The organism is Mesorhizobium sp. M5C.F.Cr.IN.023.01.1.1, from assembly GCF_003997585.1.
GTDB lineage: Bacteria > Pseudomonadota > Alphaproteobacteria > Rhizobiales > Rhizobiaceae > Mesorhizobium > Mesorhizobium wenxiniae.
On sequence record NZ_RZSU01000194.1, the window covers coordinates 1 to 5,872 of the forward strand.

Below are 5,872 nucleotides of genomic sequence, written 5' to 3' on the forward strand. Positions count from 1 at the left end.
CGCCAAATGGAAAGGGCCGCTTGCGCGGCCCGAGCTCGCGATTGGCGGGCCTGTTTTGTAAGGAGAAGATTTGGATTCTTGCGACGTGCGTTTTGCAGACCTGGCAGCGACCTACTCTCCCGCGTCTTGAGACGAAGTACCATCAGCGCTGGAGCGTTTCACGGCCGAGTTCGGAATGGGATCGGGTGCAGCCGCTCCGCCATAACCACCAGGTCGGCAAAGCGCACGTTGCTCGAGAAGCTGTTTTTTCGTGCCTGGCGTCGCGGTTTTCGGACGCAGTCCGCAAGCGCGACCGCGCGTCCGAGCCTTTGCGAGGCCCTGCCCGGAGGCGTCGGCGAAGCCGACTGCCGCGAGGGCAAACAACCATCAGGCGACAATCCTTTGGATTGCGCCGACGACAATCCTTCGGATTGCGCTGGTGATGGGCATAAGGAATGAGAACGATCAAGCCGATCGAACTATTAGTACCGGTAAGCTTCAAGCGTTGCCGCTCTTCCACACCCGGCCTATCAACGTGGTCGTCTTCCACGGTTCTCAGGGAATACTCGTTTTAAGGTGGGTTTCCCGCTTAGATGCCTTCAGCGGTTATCCCGTCCGGATATAGCTACCCTGCTATGCGGCTGGCGCCACAACAGGTCCACCAGAGATCCGTCCATCCCGGTCCTCTCGTACTAGGGACAGATCCTTTCAATATTCCTACACCCACGGCAGATAGGGACCGAACTGTCTCACGACGTTCTGAACCCAACTCACGTACCGCTTTAAATGGCGAACAGCCATACCCTTGGGACCTGCTCCAGCCCCAGGATGCGATGAGTCGACATCGAGGTGCCAAACAACCCCGTCGATATGGACTCTTGGGGGTCATCAGCCTGTTATCCCCGGCGTACCTTTTATCCGTTGAGCGATGGCCCTTCCACGCGGGACCACCGGATCACTATGACCGACTTTCGTCTCTGCTCGACTTGTCAGTCTCGCAGTCAGGCAGGCTTATGCCATTGCACTCAGCGAACGATTTCCGACCGTTCTGAGCCCACCATCGCGCGCCTCCGTTACTCTTTAGGAGGCGACCGCCCCAGTCAAACTACCCACCATACATTGTCCCGGACCCGGATAACGGGCCGCGGTTAGACATCCATAGTGATAAGGGTGGTATTTCAAGGGTGGCTCCACCTGAGCTGGCGCCCAGGTTTCAAAGCCTACCACCTATCCTACACATGCCACTACGAATGCCAATGTAAAGCTATAGTAAAGGTGCACGGGGTCTTTCCGTCTAACCGCAGGAACCCCGCATCTTCACGGGGAATTCAATTTCACTGAGTCTATGCTGGAGACAGCGGGGAAGTCGTTACGCCATTCGTGCAGGTCGGAACTTACCCGACAAGGAATTTCGCTACCTTAGGACCGTTATAGTTACGGCCGCCGTTTACTGGGGCTTCGATTCAGAGCTTGCACCCCTCCTCTTAACCTTCCAGCACCGGGCAGGCGTCAGACCCTATACGTCGTCTTGCGACTTCGCAGAGCCCTGTGTTTTTGATAAACAGTCGCTACCCCCTGGTCTGTGCCACCCTCCTCCACTTGCGTGGAAAAGGGTCACGCTTCTTCCGAAGTTACGCGTGCAATTTGCCGAGTTCCTTCAGCATAGTTCTCTCAAGCGCCTTGGTATACTCTACCAGTCCACCAGTGTCGGTTTCGGGTACGGTCTATAAGGAGGAGCTATTTCCTGGAACCACGCAGCAGCCCTTTCAATCCGATAAGATTGGACTACCTCAATGATCCGTCACTTCCTCCAGGCCCACGAATATTAACGTGGTTCCCATCGTCTACGCATTTCTGCCTCGACTTAGGGGCCGGCTAACCCTGCTCAGATTAGCTTTAAGCAGGAACCCTTGGACTTTCGGCGGGGGAGTCTCTCACTCCCCTTACGTTACTCATGTCAGCATTCGCACTTCTGATACCTCCACCACCCCTCACGGGTATGGCTTCATCAGCTTACAGAACGCTCCGCTACCGCAGCGTAATCCCGAAGGATTATCGCCACCCTAAGCTTCGGTGTATGGCTTGAGCCCCGTTACATTTTCGGCGCAAAGACCCTTATTTAGACCAGTGAGCTGTTACGCTTTCTTTAAATGATGGCTGCTTCTAAGCCAACATCCTGGTTGTTTTGGGATCCTCACATCCTTTCCCACTTAGCCATAACTTGGGGACCTTAGCTGTAGGTCAGGGTTGTTTCCCTTTTCACGACGGACGTTAGCACCCGCCGTGTGTCTGCCGACTAGTACTCCCAGGTATTCGGAGTTTGGTTAGGTTTGGTAATCCGGTGAGGACCCCTAGCCCATCCAGTGCTCTACCCCCTGGGGTATTCGGTCGACGCTCTACCTAAATAGATTTCGCGGAGAACCAGCTATTTCCGAGTTTGATTGGCCTTTCACCCCTAGCCACAAGTCATCCCGAACTATTGCAACAGTTATGGGTTCGGTCCTCCAGTAAGTGTTACCTTACCTTCAACCTGCTCATGGCTAGATCACTCGGTTTCGGGTCTAATGCGACGAACTGAACGCCCTGTTCAGACTCGCTTTCGCTGCGCCTACACCTAGCGGTTTAAGCTTGCTCGTCACACTAAGTCGCTGACCCATTATACAAAAGGTACGTGGTCACCCTTGCGGGCTCCCACTGTTTGTAGGCAATCGGTTTCAGGTACTCTTTCACTCCCCTTGTCGGGGTGCTTTTCACCTTTCCCTCACGGTACTAGTTCGCTATCGGTCATGCACGAGTACTTAGGCTTGGAGGGTGGTCCCCCCAATTTCAGACAGGATTTCACGTGTCCCGCCTTACTCAAGGACGATGATTTGCATTACGCGTACGGGGCTGTCACCCACTATGGCCCTACTTTCCAGAAGGTTCCGCTTGTCTCATCATCGCCACTGGCCTGGTCCGGGTTCGCTCGCCACTACTGCCGGAGTCTCGGTTGATGTCCTTTCCTACGGGTACTTAGATGTTTCAGTTCCCCGCGTTCGCCACTTTATCCCTATGTATTCAGGATAAGTTACCTATTATCGATACTTGGAAACCACAGCAGCAAGTTGCCCTGCTGCTCTGATTTTCCAAGCACCTTAGGTGGGTTTCCCCATTCGGAAATCTACGGATCAAAGGGTATTCGCACCTCCCCGTAGCTTATCGCAGCGTATCACGTCCTTCATCGCCTGTGCATGCCAAGGCATCCACCAATTGCCCTTAAGACACTTGATCGTTCTCATTGCCAATACCCACCGCGCGATCCCAAAGGGATCGTCGCTTCAGCGCGATCCGAAGGATCGTCGCTTCAGCCAAATCCTGTGCAGAATTCGGCTTGATGTTATTGGCACAAAAAGACCAGCTTCTCGAGATCGGTTCGAGGGTGCGGTTAGGCAAACCCATCATATGCGGGAGATTGAGCGTCTCCCGCGACAAATCACACCCCTTGCGGGCTATGAAGTTCGAACAAATCTTCTCTTTACGATGTCATACAGAACAGGCGGAGAGCCAAAGGCTCGCCGCAAACTCTTGAACGAATGACTTTTTCTCAGCCAGCTTCACATCCACTCGACACCCTTTCTTCCTCAGAAGAAGCGACAATCCTGCGGATTGCGCGGCGACAATCCTGCGGATTGCGCGGAGATGGTGGAGCCGGACGGGATCGAACCGACGACATCCTGCTTGCAAAGCAGGCGCTCTCCCAGCTGAGCTACGGCCCCTTGATAACACCTCTTCGACCTTACCTTGTCGAGGAATGGTGGGCCTGGGAGGACTTGAACCTCCGACCTCACGCTTATCAAGCGCGCGCTCTAACCAACTGAGCTACAAGCCCTAAGCCCCAAGCGCAGATGGTAGCCAGCTTCGAGGCAGAGCCTCGCAAGGCCGCCAAATCTAACTAAAACCGGCGGCCGTCGCGGCTCGTGCCGCGCCCTCGCGGAGCGCCAGCACCCAAAGGGTGCGATGCGGCGCGCGAGCGCAATCAAAGTCATTCGCGAAGAAAGAGAAACGAAGGCGGCAGACCCGCTTAAGGTATGCGCGACGGTAAGAGTGACTCTCTTCCGTCTTGTTCCAAGAGAACCGAAAGGCAGAGGCTCGCCATTTCATCCGAAGATGAAAGGCCGGGCGTTTCCATTAGGGTTCTTCCTTAGAAAGGAGGTGATCCAGCCGCAGGTTCCCCTACGGCTACCTTGTTACGACTTCACCCCAGTCGCTGACCCTACCGTGGTCGCCTGCCTCCTTGCGGTTAGCACAGCGCCTTCGGGTAAAACCAACTCCCATGGTGTGACGGGCGGTGTGTACAAGGCCCGGGAACGTATTCACCGCGGCATGCTGATCCGCGATTACTAGCGATTCCAACTTCATGCACTCGAGTTGCAGAGTGCAATCCGAACTGAGATGGCTTTTGGAGATTAGCTCGACCTCGCGGTCTCGCTGCCCACTGTCACCACCATTGTAGCACGTGTGTAGCCCAGCCCGTAAGGGCCATGAGGACTTGACGTCATCCCCACCTTCCTCTCGGCTTATCACCGGCAGTCCCCTTAGAGTGCCCAACTGAATGCTGGCAACTAAGGGCGAGGGTTGCGCTCGTTGCGGGACTTAACCCAACATCTCACGACACGAGCTGACGACAGCCATGCAGCACCTGTCACCGGTCCAGCCGAACTGAAGGTCTCCATCTCTGGAGACCGCGACCGGGATGTCAAGGGCTGGTAAGGTTCTGCGCGTTGCTTCGAATTAAACCACATGCTCCACCGCTTGTGCGGGCCCCCGTCAATTCCTTTGAGTTTTAATCTTGCGACCGTACTCCCCAGGCGGGAAGCTTAATGCGTTAGCTGCGCCACCGACAAGTAAACTTGCCAACGGCTAGCTTCCATCGTTTACGGCGTGGACTACCAGGGTATCTAATCCTGTTTGCTCCCCACGCTTTCGCACCTCAGCGTCAGTACCGAGCCAGTGAGCCGCCTTCGCCACTGGTGTTCCTCCGAATATCTACGAATTTCACCTCTACACTCGGAATTCCACTCACCTCTCTCGGACTCGAGATACCCAGTATCAAAGGCAGTTCCGGGGTTGAGCCCCGGGATTTCACCCCTGACTTAAATATCCGCCTACGTGCGCTTTACGCCCAGTAATTCCGAACAACGCTAGCCCCCTTCGTATTACCGCGGCTGCTGGCACGAAGTTAGCCGGGGCTTCTTCTACGGTTACCGTCATTATCTTCACCGTTGAAAGAGCTTTACAACCCTAGGGCCTTCATCACTCACGCGGCATGGCTGGATCAGGCTTGCGCCCATTGTCCAATATTCCCCACTGCTGCCTCCCGTAGGAGTTTGGGCCGTGTCTCAGTCCCAATGTGGCTGATCATCCTCTCAGACCAGCTATGGATCGTCGCCTTGGTAGGCCATTACCCCACCAACTAGCTAATCCAACGCGGGCTCATCCATCTCCGATAAATCTTTCTCCAAAAGGACGTATACGGTATTAGCTCCAGTTTCCCGGAGTTGTTCCGTAGAGATGGGTAGATTCCCACGCGTTACTCACCCGTCTGCCGCTCCCCTTGCGGGGCGCTCGACTTGCATGTGTTAAGCCTGCCGCCAGCGTTCGTTCTGAGCCAGGATCAAACTCTCAAGTTTAGTAAGACTTTGATTTGGCTTTATCTGGTCACGCTTTGAATTGACGAGAACATTCACACCTGGACACTGATCGTGCCCTGGTAGACTTATTCTCTCAAAACGTGTCCGCCAAAGTCTCGTTCGAACCTCCCATCCCTGGCGGAATGAAAGGTTCAGCAGGACTCTGCCGCCCACGTTTCTCTTTCTTCAATATTCAATTGTCAAAGAACAGACATCGCAGACGC

General features: G+C 54.9%; 2 tRNA genes and 3 rRNA genes. All 5 read right to left on the reverse strand.

Annotated features, from left to right (window positions below):
• Positions 1-98: 98 nt before the first annotated feature.
• The 5 genes from rrf to EOA78_RS34765 all read right to left on the reverse strand — a co-directional run bounded on the left by rrf (position 99) and on the right by EOA78_RS34765 (position 5,648).
• Positions 99-213 (reverse strand): 5S ribosomal RNA (gene rrf, locus EOA78_RS34745).
• Between the two features lie 227 nt (positions 214-440).
• Positions 441-3,249, reverse strand: a 23S ribosomal RNA gene (locus tag EOA78_RS34750).
• Positions 3,250-3,658: 409 nt separating this feature from the next.
• Positions 3,659-3,734: transfer RNA gene (locus tag EOA78_RS34755), tRNA-Ala, on the reverse strand.
• A 36-nt stretch (positions 3,735-3,770) separates the two neighbouring features.
• Positions 3,771-3,847, reverse strand: a tRNA-Ile gene (locus EOA78_RS34760).
• Positions 3,848-4,163: 316 nt separating this feature from the next.
• Positions 4,164-5,648, reverse strand: a 16S ribosomal RNA gene (locus EOA78_RS34765).
• The 16S, 23S and 5S rRNA genes sit together here with 2 tRNA genes alongside, the layout of an rRNA operon.
• Positions 5,649-5,872: the final 224 nt, after the last annotated feature.